The following is an 18,535-nucleotide window of genomic DNA, read 5'->3' as shown; positions in this document are numbered from 1 at the left end:
AATCTGAATCCGGTACTTTGACGGCGATTGCGGAACTGTTATAACCAGCTTTTATCGTTGCCAGAGGAGAGAGTTATGCCGGAAATGAATGAATATGGTCAGATGGTCGGCGATGCTCTGCCGGACTGGCGTGGCGCGTCAGTTCTTGAGCGTATTGTGCTACAGGGGCGCTGGTGTCGCCTTGAGCCGCTGGATCCTGCGCGGCATGCGGAAGATCTGTTTGAAGCCTACGCGCAGGCGAGCGATGAGCGGGACTGGACCTGGCTGGCAAGCAACCGACCCGACAGCGTTGCGGCGACGTTTCACTGGCTTAGCGGTAAAACAAATGACGACGCGCTGGTGCCTTTTGCGGTGGTGGATGCCCGTTCGGAACGCTCGGTGGGGTTGGTCTGTTTTATGGCTATCGAACGAGAGCACGGCTCCGTTGAGATCGGCCACGTCACCTGGTCGCCGCGTATGAAAAAGAGCGTCCTCGGCACCGAAGCCGTCTGGCTGCTGTTGCAGTATGCCTTTGCTCAGGGGTATCGCCGTGTGGAATGGAAATGCGATTCCCTGAATGAAGCCTCACGTCGGGCGGCGGAACGGACCGGATTTGTGTTTGAAGGCCGCTTCCGCCAAAAAATCGTGCGTAAAGGGCGTAATCGCGACAGCGACTGGCTGTCGATGATTGATAGCGAATGGCCGCAGTGCGATCGCGCGCTCCAGCGCTGGCTGGCGGCGGATAATTTTGATGAGCAGGGGCGGCAGAAACTGACGCTGGCTCAGTGTCGGGAATAAACGGGCCTGATACGGCTTGCTGCTTCCGGGGATGCAGACCGATCTAAATGTTTTCTGAAAGTAAAATTCAGCTGTTTAAATATGGGTCTTCCCCGATCATGGTGGGAGGATCAGAACGTCATATCCAGCTTCCCGTAATGGAACATCACCCCCAGTTTAAATCGCTCCCGGTTTCGATAGCCTCTGGCCTTTATCCTCAGCAGCCTTATTTTGCTGTTCAGCGCTTCGGCATTACCATTTGAGACGCTGTACCGCATGGCGTTAAGTATTCCATATAGCCTTTTCGTGATGGCTCCTGCCATATTTCTCATTACCGGCACATCGCAACTTCTCGCCAATGCTATCCACTGCAATGGACTGACCCCACGCCTGTAGACAAATTCTGTCCTCACGACGAGGCCTGTTCAAAGGCCTCCGGACTGACGCCGCCGAGGTGGCTGTGGCGCCGGGCCCGGTTGTAGAACACTTCAATGTAATCGAAGATATCCGCCCGGGCCAGAGCCCGGGTTTTGTATATTCTCTTCCTGATGCGTTCTTTTTTCAGTGAACTGAAGAACGATTCGGCCACCGCATTATCCCAGCAGTTGCCACGCCGGCTCATGCTCGGTGCCAGGTGATTGGCCCGGCAGAAGCGCTGCCAGTCGTCACTGCCGTACTGACTACCTTGATCGCTATGTACGATGACCTCGCCGTCCGGTTTTCGGCGCCAGACCGCCATCATCAGCGCGTCGAGCGCCAGTTCGCGCGAGAGAGTGGGTTTCATCGACCAGCCGACCACATTACGGGCAAAGAGATCGATAACCACCGCCAGATACAGCCAGCCCTGCCAGGTGCGGATATAAGTAATATCGGTGACCCAGACCTGGTTGGCCCGGACAACGGTGAACTGCCGCTGCACGCGATTAGGAGCAACGATTGAAGGCCTGCCAGCGATACGACGTGGCGCTTTATAGCCGCGCACGGCTTTAATCCGGTTCAGTTGCATGATCCGACCCACCCGGTTTTTACCGCAGGTTTCCCCGATTTCGTTCAGATCGCCATGAACCCGCCGGTAACCGTATACGCCTCCGCTCAGGGAATATGAGTCGCGGATAAGTATCAGCAGGCGCTGGTTATCTTTATCACGCGCCGAGACAGGGTTATGCAGCCACGCATAGAACCCGGCCCGGGCGACATTCAGTACCCGACACATCGTCATCACACCCCATACAGTGCGGTGCTCATTGATAAAGCGGTACTTCAGTCGGGCTCCCTTGCAAAGTACCGCGCGGCCTTTTTCAGGATATCCCGTTCTTCTTCGGTGCGTTTTAGCTGCGCCCGGAGTTTCAGGATCTCGCTTTTCGCTTCCAGTAAATCCCGGGCATGCTGCTCGCTGTTATCAGGTTTGATAGCCCGTAGCCACTTGTAGAGGCTGTGTGCAGAGACGCCCAGACGGTCAGATACTTCGGCGACGGAATAACCGCGTTCCGTTATCTGACGGACGGCTTCTTCCTTAAATTCAGGTGTAAATCGTGGTGTGCCCATACGCTCCTCCTATGCTCAAACTATAGGGCAGGATCGTCTACCGGGGCGGGGTCAGTCCACAACCAGTCTGCACGTCGTTTGTCACTCCAGGGGCGGTTCCAGATATCTTTCGCCAGCTCTTTCAGTGTCCAGCACTGGCTGGTCAGTTGCATTTGTTCTCTCAGCCATGCCAGTTTTTCCTGCCGTGTCTTATCAACGATTTCCCCCAGCTGTTTTGCCACATGGAAGCGGTCAAAGGCTATTTTCTCTACGGCGCCCGGAAGATGGATGCGTGCCGCTCTGATATATCCGGCATTCATATCCATTGAGAACGTTTTGACTGCCTGCAGCTGGCTGTCGGTGAGGGTGCGAAGATAGCTGGCAAGACTTTCCGTACCCCGATCATCCGTTAATGCCAGCGCTCGTCCCTTACGATCTGATATCACTGTGATGTACCGGTGCCCTTTTTTGAACGCAACTTCGTCCACATTCATATGCCGGGCTGATAGCGGCTTTTTTATTCGCGCAAGACCACGTTTAACTGCCCGGGTCATAATGCCGTCAACGGCATTCCAGCTAAGCTTAAGTTGCTTTCTTACCGCATCAACCGTGCTAATTTTCAGCCAGGAAAGGACGAATGATTCGAACAATAACGTATATCGGCTACCAGCTCCGGCCCACGGAACAGGTAACGTCTGGCAACCATGGTCTGGACACATGACCCGGGGGACATTCGCCTCAACGACAGTCATGAACTGGCAGGTATCAAGATGACGCCATTTGCGATGGCGGTGATCGTGAACATGGCATTGCTGCCCGCATGTCGGGCAGATTAGCAGTGAATTTTTGGCGATCCCGACAACAACGGTGACAGAGCCAGCATTTTCATCAAGGGAAAGTGATTCAACCTGCCACGGGGCGGACAGGTTGAGAATGTGGGCGTATAGCGATTTTTCATCCATATATGCAGATGAGTCCTCATATAAGCAACGTAGCTAAAGTAACGGATGCAGTTTTTTCCGCTGGAATCCCTGAGTCACTGTATTGTCATCATGAATGAGAGATGAATCGTGCGGGTAGAATGTTCTGCGGGGCATCCCAATCTCTTCACGAAATTTATTTTCTGAAAGAACTTCTTCAGAAAAAGCACCCAACCCAACAGTCCTGGCTTCTTCGAGTAAAAGTGGGGAGTGTGTTTGTAATTCTGGTTGAGAACTCTCAACTTTCAGGCGCTCTCCATTTAAATTGTGGAAAACGTGGAGAAGTTCATGGAAAACAATGCATGCATGAAAGTCTACCAGGCTAATTCCTTGCCCGCAGGGATATTCAACTGCATTCAGATTACAGTGAAAGTCGGAGCCAGTTCCTCGGGAGTTTTCAGCATCCGCATTGCAGTGTGCTATCACCCCTAACTCAGCAGAATCGAGATGTATTGCCAGTTTTTCTGATTTGAGTCGGGATGTTAATTCAATACAGTTCAAAAGAGTACGTCCAGTGTCTGTGGATTCGATCTTATCGAGGGCAGCTTCAAGATGCTGGTAGATTTTAAGGTCAGTCCCGTGGAAACAGAGTTGTTGGTTGTTTTTCACCCAGCGCACACCCGACATTTTTACAAGAGATTGAATGTCTGTGGCTGAAATTGAATTTGAAGATGAGGGTAGAGGTAACGAAGGTAATGTCAGGTTAAGGGATGTAGGGCGCATTAAGACCTCCTGAGGATAAGCGTAAGTCAAGAGGATTATACTTGATTGGCAGTGTACGCCACCACAACAGGGGATGACCCTTAAATATACAGTAATTGGTAAGGATAAGCGTAGGATAACGGCGGGTGCCGGAAGCTTTCGAGCTTCAGGCCATTGCTGAGGTTCGGAAAGAAGAAAGCCCCAAGGAGATAGTGTTATCAACCTTGAGGCTACCCATCCGAACCAGACAATTCGGATGGTAGTCTCTTCTTCGCATGGAGGCAATACATGCTGACGAAATATGCCTTAATGGCAATCATAGTGCTGTGTGTCACGGTGCTGGGATTCACGCTGTTAGTCGGGGACTCGCTATGCGAGTTCAGCGTCAAGGAGCGTGGTATGGAGTTTAAGGCAGTTCTCGCTTACGAACCGAAGAAGTAGCCGTTATGCGGGGAGCGATCCCCGCATATCCGGTTGTCCGGTCAGGAGGGACGGCACCCGCTTAATTAACTCGCCCGCAGTCAGCGACGGCTGCGGGCGAACTTTTACCAGCAGATAAAACCACCGTCCACCACCAGATCTACGCCGGTGCAGAACGACGCGGCATCGCTGGCGAGAAACAGCGCCGGGCCTGCCATCTCTTCCACTTTCGCCATGCGCTGGATCGGCGTCTGGCTTTCAAACTCACGCGTCTGATGCACCATCTCCGGGCGCGTATTCATCGGCGTGGCGGTATAGCCCGGGCTGATTGAATTAACGCGAATGCCTTTCTCAATCCACTCCATCGCCAGGCTTTTCGAAAGATGGATCACGCCGGCTTTGGAACTGTTGTAGTGGGCCTGTTCAAGCCCCCGGTTGACGATAATCCCCGACATCGAGGCGATGTTGATAATGGAACCGCCGCCGGACTCCAGCATCAGCTCCGCTTCGGCTTTACACGAGTTCCACACGCCTGTGAGGTTAATATCAATCACCCGCTGCCACTGTTCGCTTTCCATTTCCAGCGCCGGATTAGCGTTGGCGATCCCGGCGGCGTTAACCGCAATATCAAGCCGACCGAACCGTTCTTTCGTTAAGGCTACGGCAGCGCGCAGATCGCTAAGCTGGCGGACGTCGCCAGCGTAGAGCGCAGCCTGTCCGCCAATGGCCTCAATATTCTGTACGGTCTCTTTCAGACCGCCGTCCTCACGCAGGTCAAACCCGACGACACGAGCGCCGGCGCTGGCAAGGGCATACGCAATTATCTGACCGATACCGCTGCCTGCGCCGGTAACGAAGGCGACGCGTCCCTCGACATTGAACAACTGCCGGGCAAAGTCTTTAGCAATCATAGCGAATTCTCTCCAGTTGTTTTCTGCCGGGCATCAGGACATGATCAGGCCGCCATCAATATTGATGGTCTGTCCGGTGAGGTAGCGTGCGTCGTCAGAGGCAAGAAAAGCCACCAGCCCGGCGACATCTTCCGGTTTACCCGCCCGTTTCATCGGGATCCCTTTTACCCACTCCGCCATCAGCTCGCCTTTGCCGTAGCGTTTTTCCTCGCTGCTGAGAATTTCGCCCCATACGCGATCGTTGTAATCCCACATTTCACTTTCGATAATGCCAGGGCAGAAGGCGTTGACGGTGATATTCCACGGCGCCAGCTCATGCGCCAGGCTCTGGGTGATGCCGATAACGCCCATTTTGCTGGCGGCGTAATGCGGCGTATAGATAAAGCCCTGACGCCCCTGGCCTGAGGAGGTATTGATCAGGCAGCCCTGATTCTGTTTGACCATATATTTTGCCGCTTCACGGCAGCAGAGCCACACCCCGGTGGTGTTGACCGCCAGCACCTTTTCAAAATCCGCCTTTGGCATCCGGTCGAAATAGTCGATGGTAATGACCCCGGCGTTCTGAATGGAGACATCGATGGTGCCAAAGCGGGCCGCGGCCTGTTCATACAGCGACTGCACCTGCGCTTCGTCCGTCACGTCTACCTGCAGTGAAAGGATGTCGGCCTGATAGCGCTGGCGCAGCTGTTCTGCGGTTTCGTGGACGCGTTCGGCGTTGGAGACCATCACCAGACGGGCGCCGTCGCGGGCGAAGCGCTCAGCGATACCTGCGCCGATTCCCCGGCATGCCCCGGTGATAACAACCGTCTTACCCTGAAAATTACGTTGCATATTTTTTCCCCTGTTTAAGCCGGACAGCTTCTGCCCGGCGGAATGATGCGGTTTAACTGGATACGGTATTGGCCGCAGGCGCCGCCGCCAGCTTCTCTTCATGGCGACGCATCAGAATGACCTTGTTCTGCAGCTTTTGCTGGAACTGATCGACCACCACGGCGGTGACGATGACCACGCCTTTAATCACCATCTGCCAGAAGTCGCTGACGCCCATCATCACCATCCCGTCAGCGAGGAAGACGATGACAAAGGCGCCGATAATTGAGCCGGAGACTCTGCCGCGACCGCCCGCCAGCGCGGTGCCGCCCAGCACGGTGGCGCCAATGGCGTCCATTTCGAACATATTGCCGGTCATCGGGTGCGCGGTTTGCAGCTGCGAGGCCACAATCAGGCCGACAAACGCCGCGCACAGTCCGGAGAAGGCGTAAACAAAGATTTTGGTTTTGACGATCGGCACGCCGGCCAGTCGCGCGGCGGATTCATTGCCGCCGATCGCATAGATATAGCGGCCAAGCGGCGTTTTGGTGGTGATCCAGTAACCCAGCAGCAGAAAAGCGATCATCAGCCAGATAGGCAGATAAATGCCCAGCAGGGTGCCGGAGCCCAGCGTTGCGAAACCGGTATTGCCTAACGCTTCCATACCGTTCAGGTTGGGATAGGTGCTGCCGTCGTTAAACAGCAGGGCGGAGCCTCTGGCGACGTACATCATGCCGAGGGTGCAGATAAACGGCGCTACGCCGAAGCGGGTAATCACCGCGCCGTTGATAAAGCCGACGACGACGCCAAAAAGCGCGACGCAAAGGATCACTTCCGGCACGTTAAAAAAGAGAATATTACCGCCCCAGATGGGCAGGCCATTGGTGAGCAGCGCGCCTGCCACCATGCCGCAGATCCCGGCGACGGCGCCAACGGACAAATCAATGCCCCCCGTCAGGATCACCAGCGTCATGCCAATCGCCAGAAGCCCGGTGATCGCCACGTGCTGGGTCATAATCAGCAGGTTAGATGTGGTCAGGAAATTCGGTACCATCACGCTGAAGAACGCGATCACCAGCAGCAGCGCGATGAACGTTCTGGCCTTCAGCAGGTACATATAAATCATATATTTCTGGTTCATGATGGATTCCAGCCTGATTAATCTTGTGGTGTAGAGGCGGCGATCAACGCCTCGCGAGTCACCGCATGTCGGGGTACATCGGCGGTGATACGGCCATCGGCCATCACCAGAATGCGATCCGCCAGCGCCATCACTTCGTCGAGTTCCGACGAAGAAAACATGACCGCCAGCCCTTGCTGCGCCATTTTGCCAATAAGGTGATAGACGTCGGTTTTCGCGCCTACGTCGATGCCGCGGGTGGGTTCATCAAGAAAGACCACCTGCGGTTGCGTCATCAGCGCTTTTCCGAGCACCACTTTTTGTTGGTTGCCGCCGCTTAAGGAGGTGATGGGCAGTTCGGGATCGCTGACCTTGATGGCGAGCTGCTGGATCATCTCTTTCACGCTGGCCTGCTCCTTGTGCGGATTGAGCCACCGCCAGGCCCGGCGAAATCCCTTCAGGCTGAAGTCTGACAGGGTCATATTCGACTGAATCGACATCATCTGCACCACGCCCTCGCCCTGTCTGTCTTCCGGCACCAGCGCCAGCCCTTTTTTCAGGCGCGTCTGAAACGAGGCGCTATCAATACGCTTGCCGTTGAGTTCAATATCGCCGTTCTGGCAGGGCATCAGGCCGACCAGCCCTTTAAACAGCTCGGTGCGTCCGGCGCCCAGCAGCCCGTAAATGCCGATCACTTCGCCTTTACGTAAGCTAAAGGTCACGTCATTGAGCTTGTAACCGCCGCTGGGGTGCAGCGCGGTCAGTCCGTTAACCTCAAGCACAGTGTCGCCGTGCGGCGCGGCCTGATAATCGAAATGTTTTTTCTTATCGCCGACCATCTGCTCAATGATCCACGGAATGCTGGCGTCGCTGACGGGGCGTTCACTGATAAACTTGCCGTCGCGGAAAATGGTGATGTAGTCGCCAATCTCCATCAGCTCTTCCAGGCGGTGGGAGATGTAGATAATGGTCACGCCGCGCCGTTTCAGCTGCTCTATGACGTTGAACAGCACTTTGACTTCCGACTGGCTGAGGGCGGAGGTGGGCTCATCCATAATCAGCACCCGCGTATCTTTCGAGAGCGCGCGGGCAATTTCCACCAGCTGCTGGTGGCCAATGCCGAGTTCCCCTAACGGCGCCCGGGGATCAACATCCAGTTCCAGTCTCTCCAGTAAAGATTTAGCCAGCGCATACTGATATTTTTCGTTAATTCGCCCTTTCTGAAAAAATTCGTTAGCCATGAAAATATTATCCATGACGTTCATATTGGGAAATAAATTCAGCTCCTGAAAAATAATACTGATCCCGTGCTTTTCAGCCTGATGGGTAGAATTTAGCGACACCGGCTGACCATCGAGGAAAATTTGTCCGGTGGAGGGCGTTTCCACCCCGGCGAGCATTTTCATCATGGTGGATTTACCCGCGCCGTTTTCGCCAATCAGCACGTTAACCTTATTGCGGTAAACCCGATAATTGACATTATCCAGAGCCACCACGCCCGGATAAACGCGTGACAGCTCGCGGGTTTCAATAATGACTTCAGATTCAGCGGAGTCAGGAGCGACGCTATTCTGCGGCTGCATGTTATGCACCTCCTGCAATAACGATCCGGGCGGGCGTAATATCCGGGAGGGTTTGTGGAATATCCCAGGTGGAAAATACGCCATAGACCTGCGCAGATTCGCCCGCTTTCAGCGGCACAGCCTGAATCATTTTCACGGCCTGCTGGTTGATCGCCCGGCCATATTCGCCGAACAGGACCTGGTCGTTGAAATCGCCATAGCTCGCCCCTTTATACGCGTCGCGCAGCTGGGTGCCGCGCAGGGTCGGGCCAATCTGCACCACGACATTGCTGCCGCTGTTATCGGCGATGGTCATTTTTCCACTGCGGGATGCGGTGTCGATCTGACTGATTTTTCCCTCGACCTTGATGTAGAAAATACAGGGATTCTCATCCTGAGAGCGGAAGCCCAGCTTTTGACAAGCGCTGTCGATATCTTTTTCTGCGCGTAAGGCCGCCATCAGTTCCGCGACGGGACGTGCCTGCCCGACAATTTGCGGGACAATTTGCGTTTGCCACGTCTGGTCAATATTCGCCATATGTGGATTGGGGGGAGATTTAAGATCCTGCAGCTCCTGTTGCGAGACGATGCGGCAGCCGCCGATGGTCAATACGGCCAGCGCCAGCCAGGCTTTTTTAGACATAGTGTTCTCCTCTGCGCCTCGTAGGAGGCGCAACTCCCGGGATCAGGATTTAATATTGAAATCCTGGACTTTATCTGCGTTATCTTTAGTAATCAGAATGCCGCGGAACATGACGCGCTGTTTTTCCGGCTTCACGCCGTTTTGCAGGTAGTTATCCAGATCGGCGACGCCCTGGGCGGCGATGGCCTGGGCCTGCAACATGACGGTTGCCTGCAACGTTCCCGCTTTTACCGCATCACGCTCGTCGTTACTGCCGTCGATACCGACGACAATCACGTCGTTACGGTTAGCGGCTTTCAGCGCGGCGATAGCGCCAAGCGCGACGGGACCATTTCCGCAGATGACGCCCTCACGTCCGGGTGCGCCTGCAGAATGCTGTCCATGATGCGTTTGCCGTCAATCAGCGTGCCTTTGGCGTCCTGCTTCGCCACGCTGACCATATCCGGGAACTGGTCAATCACCTGGTGGAATGATTTGGAACGGGTGACGCAGTTATTGTCGGCGAGGTTACAGGTTAATTCGGCGTATTTGCCTTTCTCACCCATCTTCTCAACAAATACGTTGGCGACTTCAGAACCGGCCTGGAAGTTATTATGGGTAATCTGCACCAGCGCCACGTTATCAACCGGAATTTCGCGGTTAATTAACACAATCGGAATACCGGCTTTTTTAGCTTTTTCAATCGCCGCAACGCTGGCGGTTGAGTCGGCGTTATCCAGAATAATGCCCTGAACTTTTTTACCAATAGCGGTATCGATCAGCTCATTTTGTTTTTTCACATCTTCGCTGTGCGAAAGGATGGTGGTCTTATAGCCCAGCGCCTGCGCTTTTTCACTGGCGCCTTTGGCTTCTGAGGCGTAATACGGGTTATCCAGCGAGTTGACCATAATCATAATTGTCCCTTTTTCGGCGGCATGGGCGGCGAAGGACAGGGCGGTCAGGGTAGCAGCGGTTAACAGCGTTAAACGTAATTTCATGACAATGTTCTCTCTGTGTTGTTATTGTCGGGTTCGGTGAAACAACGTAAAGCCAGAATCGTTAAATCAGGTTTATGGTCCGGATCCCTCCTTTTGTCGGTTAATAAAATTTGTCAGTCGTCATTCCCCTGGTAAGGCGTCAGACCGACGAGGCCGGTTTCCATAATGTTCTGTTCACCGCCTGGCGCCACGCCTGCCATCTTTGTTGCAGCTGCTGATGGCGGGCCATATCGGGCTGGAAGGCGCTGTGGGCGGTTAAAAAGGCGTTGAGATCGTGCAGCGAGCCGGGATAGAGCGCTTTGCGCGCCAGCAGCGCCGCGCCGATGGCGGAAAGTTCAGGTACATCGCTGCGCATCACCGGGCAGCCCAGCAGGTCGGCCTGGTATTGCATTAACCAGTCGTTTTTGGTGGGGCCGCCATCGACCATCAGCGCCGTCAGGCTGAAGTCGTCATGCTGCTGCATTGCCGCCACCACGTCGGCGATCTGATAGGTGATGGATTCAAGCGCTGCGCGGATCAGATGCGCGCGCTTCACCCCGCGGCTGAGACCGCAGATCACGCCCCGCGCGCTGTCATCCCACCAGGGCGCGCCCAGTCCCGTCAGCGCCGGGACAAAGTACACGCCGAGCGTTGACTCAACGGAAGCAGGGAGAGTATTCAGCTCATGGGCCAGTTCATCATCAGGCAGCTCGCTAAGGCCGGTGCTGTCCGCCATCCAGGCCACCGCATCGCCAGTGTGCGGAATGTTGCCTTCCAGACCGTAAACAATGCGATCGCCATCGTGCCAGGCGATGGTGGTGGCCAGCGCTTCAATATCGCATTGCGCCGATTTTACCGGCGCCATTACCGACGACCCGGTGCCGTAGGTAGCCTTAACGCATCCCGGTTCGCCAAGCGCATGGCCGAACAGCGCGGCATGGGAGTCGCCGACCATCGACATCACCGGAATGCCATCCGGGATCCCGGCGAGGCCGCGCGTATAGCCAAACAGGCCGCTGGACGGTTTTATCTCCGGCAGCGCGGCGCGGGGGATGCGGAACAGCGTCAGCATCTGCTCATCCCACTCGCCGGTTTGCAGGTTGAGCAACTGGGTGCGGGCCGCATTGGAATAATCACAGCTGAAGGCTGCGCCGCCGGTCAGGTTCCACAGCAGCCAGCTGTCGATGGTGCCGAGGCAAATCTGCCCCTGTTCCGCCAGCCGCATACCTTCCGGCGTCGATTCCAGCAGCCAGCGCATTTTCGAGGCGGAGAACAGCGGGGCGACAGGCAGTCCGGTTGTGGCTTTGATCAGCGGTTCTTTATTGGCCTGACGCAGGGCTTCGCACCAGGGCGCGCTGCGCGTACATTGCCAGGTAATAGCGGCGTTCAGCGGTTTGCCGCTGTCGCGATACCAGCCGATGGCGGTTTCTCGCTGATTGCTGATCGCCAGCGCGGCGACGTTGTCGGCGCCGACGTGGTGAATGGCTTTGGCGATCACCTCAAGGGAGGCCGCAATCAGTACTTCGCCGGATTGTTCCACCCAGCCCTCCCGCGGCGTTTAAATCGCCAGCGGCTGAGAATATTTCGCCACCACGTTTCCCGCTTCATCAAGGGCGACCGCTTTGGCGTTGGTGGTACCTTCATCCAGCGCAATGATGAACGTTTTCTTCGCTGCACACATAGATTATCTCCTGAGTCACATTGCGTCCCGGCGTGGAAGGGAAGAAGGTATCCCTTGTTGTCGCGTCATACTTCATCAGGCTGTCTGTGACGTGGCATATTTTTTAACTCTGAATATATATTCGGTATTGATTATTTATTTAATACCTTAGCGACAAACAGCAGGCTGAGCTACAGGAAAAATCATCAATTGTGCTGAGAATCACACTTAGACAGGCGGGATGTTAGCAGAAACGCTGGGTAATAAAATGTGGGTGAATCCTTTCAGTTTGCTGAATTTAAAAGATTTTTTCTGAGCCTTTGCGAGAGTGACGCACAACGCAAAGGCAGTTCGCTTAGCCAAATCAGGCGGAGACTAACAGGCGGGCAGTGGGGTAGTCGGTGATCAGCACATCGATGTAGCCGCCGTTCAGAGCGCCTTTGATGGCGGCGACTTTATCGGTCCCGCCAGCCAGCGCCACCACGTTCGGGCATTTCTTCACCTTGTCGAGCGCCATACCAATCACCGGATCCTCATCATCCTGTAACACCGGCTGGCCGTTTTTATCGTAGTAATGCAGGCAGATATCCCCGACGGCGCCGCGATCGGCCAGCACCTGAAGCATATCTTCGTGATAATAGTTACCAGAGGTTTTCAGCAACTGCGACGGTTCAAGGATACCGATGCCGACAATGGCGATATCCACTTTGTCAAAGCGTGAGATAACATCGGCGACGTCTTTACTGGCGATAAGGCGGTTTTTTTCTTCCACTGAGCCTTCAATGCTTTGCGACGGTAGCAGCCACGCTTCGCAGTTAAGATGCTGCGCCAGCGTCTGGGTGAGGATCGTCGCCTGTACGTTGCCGTTTGGCCCGACGCCGCCCAGCAGCTGGATCACGCCGCCGGCTTTCAGGTTTTGCGTATGGACTTCATCCACCATCGCGCGAATGGTCGAACTCCATGACGAGACGCCGACCAGATCTTTTGGCCGCAGACGGGTTTCAAGGTAATGGGCGGCGGCAGAACCAATCGCGCGTTTGATAGCGTGATCGCTGGCGTCCTCCTCGGTATCCACCACAATGGCCTGCTTCAGCCCGTAACGTTCCTCAATGCCTTTTTCGAGGTTAAGAAAAATATTGGACGGCTGAACGACGCTGATTTTTACCACCCCTTCTTTCTGGCAACGGCTGATGGCGCGGGAGATAAACGACTGAGAAAGTGAAAGAAGTTGAGCGATATCTGACTGTTTTCGCCCTTCAAGATAATACAGGGTCGCGATTTTAACCAATAGCCGTTGTTCATCCTGCTTTGCCATATATTTCCCCAGAACTCATTTAGCGCCAGACGCTTACGTACCGCACCGCCATTATCTTAGAGGGTATTATCATACGCGAAAAAAAATGACAGGTAAGTGTGATAAAGCTCTGGTTTTAACCATTCCTCAAAAACAGCTATGGACAAAGGTGAGAAAATCGTCGCATAATTGAATAAAGAATCAATAACGAATATATATTCAAAGAGGTGTCAGGTCAATTGACTATCCTGTTGCCAGTGTAAGTAGCGGTGCGAGACAGACGGTTCCTGAGCGCCCTGCAACGGCGTAAGCCTTGTGATGCAAAGCTTGGGATGTCTGCTTTTTTTAGTCCCTCATGGAATAAATATTCCATGTTGAAAATAAATTCAGAGGTATTAAATGAATCCCTACAATTACGATATCCAGACTCTTGAGCGCAAAGCGCGAGCCGTGCGCCGCCACATCGTTACGCTGAACGCCAACAGCCCGGCGGGCGGGCATACGGGGGCCGATCTGTCACAGGTCGAACTGTTGACCGCGCTCTACTTTCGCATTCTGAACGTTGCCCCGGACAGGCTGGATGACGATGAGCGCGATATCTACATCCAGTCCAAGGGGCACGCGGTAGGGTGTTACTACTGCGTGCTGGCGGAAGCGGGCTTTTTCCCCGTCGACTGGCTGGCAACCTATCAGCATGCGAACTCTCATCTGCCGGGACACCCGGTTCGGCAGAAAACCCCCGGCATTGAACTCAATACCGGCGCGCTGGGCCACGGTTTACCTGTGGCGGTAGGGCTGGCGCTGGCGGCGAAGAAAAACAACAGCGCCCGACGCATTTTTTTGATCACCGGCGATGGCGAACTGGCCGAAGGCAGCAACTGGGAAGCGGCGCTGGCGGCGGCGCACTACGGTCTGGATAACCTGGTCATCATCAACGATAAAAACAATCTCCAGCTCGCCGGACCGACGCGTGAAATTATGAATACCGATCCTCTGGCCGATAAATGGCGGGCGTTTGGTATGGAAGTCACAGAATGTCAGGGAAATGATATGGCGTCGGTGGTTGCCGCGCTGGAAGGTCTACAACAGGCGGGAAAACCGAACGTTATTATCGCCAACACCACAAAAGGCGCCGGGATCTCCTTTATTCAGGGGCGTCCGGAGTGGCACCACCGCGTGCCGAAAGGCGAAGAAATTGCACTGGCACTGGAGGAACTGAAAGATGAGTAATGCTGAACATCTCGCGAACGTAATGGTTCAGGCGTTTATTGATGCCGTGGAAAACGGCGTCGACCTGGTGCCGGTGGTGGCCGACTCCACCTCCACGGCGAAGATAGCGCCATTTATTAGCCGTTTTCCCGACAGGCTGGTTAACGTGGGCATCGCCGAGCAGAGCATGGTCGGAACGGCGGCGGGGCTGGCGCTGGGCGGGAAAGTGGCCGTCACCTGTAACGCCGCGCCATTTCTGATTTCACGCGCCAATGAGCAGATCAAAGTTGACGTCTGTTATAACAATACCAACGTGAAACTGTTTGGCCTGAACGCAGGGGCCAGCTATGGGCCGCTGGCCAGCACCCACCACTCAATTGACGATCTCGCCATCATGCGTGGCTTCGGCAACATCCAGATTTTTGCCCCTTCTTCTCCACGCGAGTGCCGCCAGATAATTGATTATGCTCTTGCTTATCAGGGGCCGGTGTATATCCGCATGGACGGGAAAGCGCTGCCTGAGCTGTATGATGAAGGTTATCGCTTTGTTCCGGGTGCGGTGGTGACGCTGCGCGAAGGTGAGGAGCTGGCGCTGGTGGCGACAGGTTCGACGGTGCATGAAGTGGTCGATGCCGCCGCGCTGTTAGCCGACGCCGGTATCCAGGCGACGGTGGTCAGCGTTCCGTCAATCAGGCCGTGTGATACTCAGGCCCTGTTAGCCGCCCTGAAGGGTTGCAAAGTGGTCATGACCGTTGAAGAACATAACGTTAACGGCGGGCTGGGAAGCCTGGTGGCGGAAGCGCTGGCCGAGGCGGGCAGCGGCGCGGTGCTTAAACGTTCAGGCATTCCGGACGGGGAGTACGCCGCGGCGGCCGATCGCGGCTGGATGCGCCAGCACCACCGCTTTGACGCCCGCTCTGTCGCCGAACAGGCGCAGGAGCTGCTTAAACGTTAAAAGCGGGCCAGCGTAATCACATGCTCTTGCGTAAACCGCCACTGTACGCGCAGGTTGTGGTGGCGGAAGCGCAGAAGCATCTGCTCTGGTTGCACCGCAATAATCTGAAACCGGCTGAAACCGGCGTTGCCTTGTTCTGATGGCGCAAGCGCCTTAAATGCGCTCTCTTTGGCGGAAAAGGCCAGCGTCAGCGCCCGGGCAAAGGGCAGTTCGCCGTCGGCAAGGCGTTGCCGCTCATCTTCATTCACGATGCTGTCCGCCAGCTCCGCCGCCGTCTGCGGCGTAAACCAAGCTTCTATATCCACCCCGATACGATGCCGCGCGACCACGGCCAGCGCCGTCTGCGCACAGTGGCTGATGCTGCCGAAAAGGCCCGCGGGCCACAGCGGCTGACGCTGCGCGCCGATGCCGGGCACGCTTTTATAGCCACACTGCCGCAGCGCATGTACGGCGGCAATACGGCCCGCCAGGTGTTCGCTTTTGCGTTTCCGTCCGGCCTTCGCCAGCTGCGCATAATGAGGCAGCCACAGCAGGTCGCGCTCATCAAAGCTGGCGGGATCAAAGGTTACGACGTGCAGCGTATGACCGGCAAAGGCGAGGGGGGAGTGAGTGGTTTGCATTGCGCGATAATAACACTCTCCCGCAAATGCGGGAGAGTGCACTGGCATCAGAAGTGGGTGTTGACGCTCATAAACCAGGTGCGGCCCGGTTCGTTATAGGTGTACGCCCCGGCGCCGCGCATATAAGAAGCGTCGGTGGTGCTGCCGGTGGTCTGGGCATTCCCCTCACGCCACAGACGTTTGTCGAACACGTTATCCACGCCGCCGGTCAGACTGACGTTTTTGGTGACGTCCCAGGTGGCGCTCAGGCCAACAATGCTGTACGGGCTGATGGTCTGCTTGTCTGAACCGGTTACCGGTTTACCCTGATAATCGTATTTCTTCGGCTCCTGCTTGCCGTACCAGGTGAAGGTGGATTGCAGAGACACGTCCTGGCGTACCTGCCAGCTCAGCGTTGAGTTCAGCGTATACTCCGGGATAATCGACAGGCGCTCGCCGGTCTCTTTGTTTTTACTCTGCAACATATAAGTGATGTTGTTGGTCCAGTTCACCGTCTCGCTGACCGGCACGTTCAGCGTTCCTTCCAGCCCTTCAACCACCGCTTTCGGCACGTTCTCCCACTGATAGATATCGGTGTAAACGGTTTTGCCTTTGCTGATGGTCGAGGTGCGATCCATCGGCACGGTGCCCGCTTCTATCTTGTTGCGGTAATCATTGCGGAACCAGGTGATCCCGGCCAGCCAGCCGTCGCGTTTGAACTCGAGGCCAATCTCTTTATTGATGCTGGTTTCCGCCTTCAGATCGTCGTTACCCATCATGTAGCAGCCGATACCGGTGGCCGCGCCGGTGGCGTAGCAGCCCTGGCCCTTACTGTAGAGGATATAGTTCGGGTTGGTCTGGTACAGGCTCGGGGCTTTATAGGCGCGGGCGATGCCCATTTTCAGGGTAAAGTCGTCGCCAAGCCCCTGTGACAGGTTCAGCGACGGGCTCCAGTTATTACCGACAATGCTGTGATGATCGAAACGCAGACCCGGGGTCAGCATGGTGCTGTCGGTCAGCTCCATGTTGTTCTCGGCAAACAGCGAGAAGATCTCCGCTTTCGAATAGGGGCTACGGTCAGAGCTGTCATAGCCAGGAATATCGCCGCCCATAAAGGTCTGTGAGGTGGAGAGCATGTCCTTCATCCGCTGCTGGGTCCATTCGGTGCCCAGCGTCAGGTTCTGGTTAACCAGCAGATCCAGCGGCACGCTCACTTCACTGTGCAGCGTGACGTCATTCAGATCGGCATCGACATACTTCTGCGAGGCTTTCGGGTCGAAGATCCCTTCAGTACCGCCCGCCAGCCCTTCCGGGGTGCGCGAGTTGCGGGTGTGCTCGTACTGCACCCAGTTGCTGGTGGTCACGCCGTTATCCCAGCCGCCGTTCCAGGTCAAGGAGTAGTTCTGACGGTAGAGGCGATTGGTTTCTTTACCGTAGTTATCTTTCACCAGTTGGTTGGTGTTGGTGTTCTGCGTATCCCCGGCGTACAGGTTGCCCTGGCGGCTGTAGCCCGCTTCCAGTTCGAGGGACTGCATCGGCGCGAAATCCCAGCGCACCACGCCGTTGATATCTTTATTGATTACCCCTTCGCGCCCGGCGGGCAGGGTGTCCGCATAGCTGCCGGTACGTTCGGACTGATGTCCCTGGTTGATATTGCGCGCATCGGCCTGCGTTTTATCGAGGTTGCCGTACAGACGGAAACTGAAATCGCCACCCAGCGGACCGTTCAGGCTGAAGTTAGTGCGTTTGGTCGCGCCTTCTTCTTTATGTTCCGGCGCGTTGAAGTAGGTGTTCCACGAGCCGTGCCATTCATCGCCGCCTTTTTTGGTGATGATATTCACTACGCCGCCCGCAGCGCCGTTACCGTAACGTGCCGCGGCAGGACCGCGCAGCACCTCAATACGCTCGATCATCTCCGGCGGCACCCACGCGGTATCGCCGCGGGTATCGCGCTCGCCGCGCCAGCCGAGACGCACGGAGTTGCGGCTGGTGACGGGCTTGCCGTCGATCAGAATCAGGGTGTTCTCCGGCCCCATGCCGCGAATGTCGATTTGCCGGTTGTTGCCGCGCTGGCCGCTGGTGGAGTTACCGGTCAGGTTGACCCCCGGCATGGTGCGGATAATTTCCGCCACGTCGCGGGCGGGTGGATTTTTACGAATTTCATCGGCGGTGATGGTCGACACGCCCGGCGCCTGCAGGTTCTGCTGAGCGGCGGTCACCACGATGGTATCGTCATGTGAGTCGGTTGTTTCTTCTGCCACAGCAGGCAGCGCTATCCCATAAACCCCTAAGTTGACCAGTATGGCCAGGGAATGAATCTTCTTGTTCATTGTTTATCCTGCTTTTCTTTAGCCACGTGTCCCAGCTGCCGGAAATGGGCATCTGGCCCGATATCGCCGCCTCTGCGAAAACTTTCTGTTCCAGAAAAAGCACG

At 55.7% G+C, this 18,535-nt stretch carries 14 protein-coding genes and 4 pseudogenes; 4 read left to right on the top strand and 14 right to left on the bottom strand.

What is annotated here, in order from left to right; all coding sequences use genetic code 11:
- Positions 1-75: 75 nt before the first annotated feature.
- Positions 76-777, top strand: coding sequence for a GNAT family N-acetyltransferase (locus tag K7R23_RS23650; protein ID WP_012904920.1), 702 nt, complete (start codon positions 76-78; stop codon positions 775-777).
- A gap of 110 nt (positions 778-887) precedes the next feature.
- Here K7R23_RS23650 and K7R23_RS23645 read toward each other — a convergent pair.
- From K7R23_RS23645 to K7R23_RS23630, 4 genes and pseudogenes are all read right to left on the bottom strand, one after another.
- A pseudogene (locus K7R23_RS23645) lies at positions 888-1,130 on the bottom strand (transposase); the annotation flags it as partial.
- Between the two features lie 35 nt (positions 1,131-1,165).
- Positions 1,166-2,301, bottom strand: a protein-coding gene (locus K7R23_RS23640) for an IS3 family transposase (RefSeq protein WP_217968131.1) whose coding sequence is annotated in 2 segments (ribosomal slippage) — positions 1,166-2,055 and positions 2,055-2,301 — 1,137 coding nt in all. Because the reading frame shifts where the segments join, the coding sequence is not laid out codon by codon here.
- Between the two features lie 59 nt (positions 2,302-2,360).
- Positions 2,361-3,242 (bottom strand): annotated as a pseudogene (locus K7R23_RS23635) (ISL3 family transposase); the annotation flags it as partial.
- A gap of 33 nt (positions 3,243-3,275) precedes the next feature.
- Positions 3,276-3,983 carry a M91 family zinc metallopeptidase gene (locus tag K7R23_RS23630; RefSeq protein ID WP_012904922.1) on the bottom strand — a complete coding sequence of 236 codons (708 nt, stop codon included), beginning with the start codon at positions 3,981-3,983 and terminating at the stop codon, positions 3,276-3,278.
- A 267-nt stretch (positions 3,984-4,250) separates the two neighbouring features.
- Between K7R23_RS23630 and K7R23_RS23625 the strand changes: the two genes are divergently transcribed.
- Entirely contained in the window at positions 4,251-4,403 is a 153-nt protein-coding gene (locus K7R23_RS23625; protein WP_012904923.1) for a Hok/Gef family protein, read from the top strand.
- Positions 4,404-4,507: 104 nt separating this feature from the next.
- On the opposite strand, the gene K7R23_RS23620 is transcribed toward K7R23_RS23625, so the two are convergent.
- The 8 genes and pseudogenes from K7R23_RS23620 to K7R23_RS23585 form a co-directional block, all read right to left on the bottom strand.
- Complete coding sequence (locus tag K7R23_RS23620; RefSeq protein WP_012904924.1) at positions 4,508-5,293, bottom strand: SDR family oxidoreductase; 786 nt, start codon at positions 5,291-5,293, stop codon at positions 4,508-4,510.
- 33 nt (positions 5,294-5,326) lie between these two features.
- Positions 5,327-6,124: a glucose 1-dehydrogenase gene (locus K7R23_RS23615; RefSeq protein ID WP_012904925.1), complete on the bottom strand. Its 798-nt coding sequence runs from the start codon at positions 6,122-6,124 to the stop codon at positions 5,327-5,329.
- A gap of 52 nt (positions 6,125-6,176) precedes the next feature.
- Entirely contained in the window at positions 6,177-7,244 is a 1,068-nt protein-coding gene (locus K7R23_RS23610; protein WP_012904926.1) for an ABC transporter permease, read from the bottom strand.
- Positions 7,245-7,261: 17 nt separating this feature from the next.
- Positions 7,262-8,806: a sugar ABC transporter ATP-binding protein gene (locus K7R23_RS23605; protein ID WP_012904927.1), complete on the bottom strand. Its 1,545-nt coding sequence runs from the start codon at positions 8,804-8,806 to the stop codon at positions 7,262-7,264.
- 1 nt (position 8,807) lies between these two features.
- Positions 8,808-9,428 (bottom strand): DUF2291 family protein, encoded by a 621-nt coding sequence (locus K7R23_RS23600; RefSeq protein WP_012904928.1) that lies wholly within the window; start codon positions 9,426-9,428, stop codon positions 8,808-8,810.
- Between the two features lie 42 nt (positions 9,429-9,470).
- Positions 9,471-10,405 (bottom strand): annotated as a pseudogene (locus tag K7R23_RS23595) (substrate-binding domain-containing protein).
- A 139-nt stretch (positions 10,406-10,544) separates the two neighbouring features.
- Positions 10,545-12,065 (bottom strand): annotated as a pseudogene (locus tag K7R23_RS23590) (FGGY family carbohydrate kinase).
- Between the two features lie 343 nt (positions 12,066-12,408).
- Positions 12,409-13,359 carry a sugar-binding transcriptional regulator gene (locus tag K7R23_RS23585; RefSeq protein ID WP_012904929.1) on the bottom strand — a complete coding sequence of 317 codons (951 nt, stop codon included), beginning with the start codon at positions 13,357-13,359 and terminating at the stop codon, positions 12,409-12,411.
- Between the two features lie 378 nt (positions 13,360-13,737).
- On the opposite strand from K7R23_RS23585, the gene K7R23_RS23580 reads away from it, so the two are divergent.
- Positions 13,738-14,568 carry a transketolase gene (locus K7R23_RS23580; protein WP_012904930.1) on the top strand — a complete coding sequence of 277 codons (831 nt, stop codon included), beginning with the start codon at positions 13,738-13,740 and terminating at the stop codon, positions 14,566-14,568.
- Positions 14,561-15,502 carry a transketolase family protein gene (locus K7R23_RS23575; RefSeq protein ID WP_012904931.1) on the top strand — a complete coding sequence of 314 codons (942 nt, stop codon included), beginning with the start codon at positions 14,561-14,563 and terminating at the stop codon, positions 15,500-15,502. Before K7R23_RS23580 ends, K7R23_RS23575 begins: the two co-directional genes overlap by 8 nt.
- On the opposite strand, the gene entD is transcribed toward K7R23_RS23575, so the two are convergent.
- Positions 15,499-16,122 (bottom strand): enterobactin synthase subunit EntD, encoded by a 624-nt coding sequence (entD, locus tag K7R23_RS23570; RefSeq protein WP_024132532.1) that lies wholly within the window; start codon positions 16,120-16,122, stop codon positions 15,499-15,501. The two genes, K7R23_RS23575 and entD, sit on opposite strands and share 4 nt — an antisense overlap.
- A 47-nt stretch (positions 16,123-16,169) precedes the next feature.
- Entirely contained in the window at positions 16,170-18,431 is a 2,262-nt protein-coding gene (locus K7R23_RS23565) for a TonB-dependent siderophore receptor (RefSeq protein WP_012904933.1), read from the bottom strand.
- Between the last annotated feature and the right edge of the window lie 104 nt (positions 18,432-18,535).

Origin of the sequence: Citrobacter rodentium NBRC 105723 = DSM 16636, from assembly GCF_021278985.1 — a bacterium.
In the GTDB taxonomy this organism is placed as follows: Bacteria; Pseudomonadota; Gammaproteobacteria; order Enterobacterales; family Enterobacteriaceae; genus Citrobacter_A; species Citrobacter_A rodentium.
This window is presented reverse-complemented; position numbering and strand designations above follow the sequence as displayed.